General features: G+C 51.4%; 1 rRNA gene (cut by a window edge). It reads left to right on the forward strand.

The features are described from left to right. Positions 1–599, forward strand: a 23S ribosomal RNA gene (locus CJ305_RS11740); its annotated part reaches 1,908 nt to the left of the window's first position; the annotation flags it as partial.

Genomic DNA, 599 nt, shown 5'->3' on the forward strand with positions numbered 1-599 from the left:
CGTAACTATAACGGTCCTAAGGTAGCGAAATTCCTTGTCGGGTAAGTTCCGACCTGCACGAATGGTGCAACGATCTGGACACTGTCTCGGCCATGAGCTCGGTGAAATTGTAGTATCGGTGAAGATGCCGATTACCCGCTATGGGACGAAAAGACCCCGTGCACCTTTACTATAGCTTAGTATTGACTTTGGACAAGTGATGTGTAGGATAGGTGGGAGACTTTGAAGCTGCGTCGCCAGGCGTGGTGGAGTCATTGTTGAAATACCACCCTTTACTTGTTTGAAGCCTAACCCATGTAATGGGGACAGTGCTTGGTGGGTAGTTTGACTGGGGTGGTCGCCTCCAAAAGAGTAACGGAGGCTTCTAAAGGTTCCCTCAACACGGTTGGCAATCGTGTGTAGCGTGCAATGGCATAAGGGAGCTTGACTGAGAGACATACAGGTCGATCAGGTACGAAAGTAGAGCATAGTGATCCGGTGGTTCCGCATGGAAGGGCCATCGCTCAAAGGATAAAAGGTACGCCGGGGATAACAGGCTGATCTCCCCCAAGAGCTCATATCGACGGGGGGGTTTGGCACCTCGATGTCGGCTCGTCACA

The sequence above is a fragment of the Leeuwenhoekiella nanhaiensis genome (assembly GCF_002744755.1).
GTDB lineage: Bacteria > Bacteroidota > Bacteroidia > Flavobacteriales > Flavobacteriaceae > Leeuwenhoekiella > Leeuwenhoekiella nanhaiensis.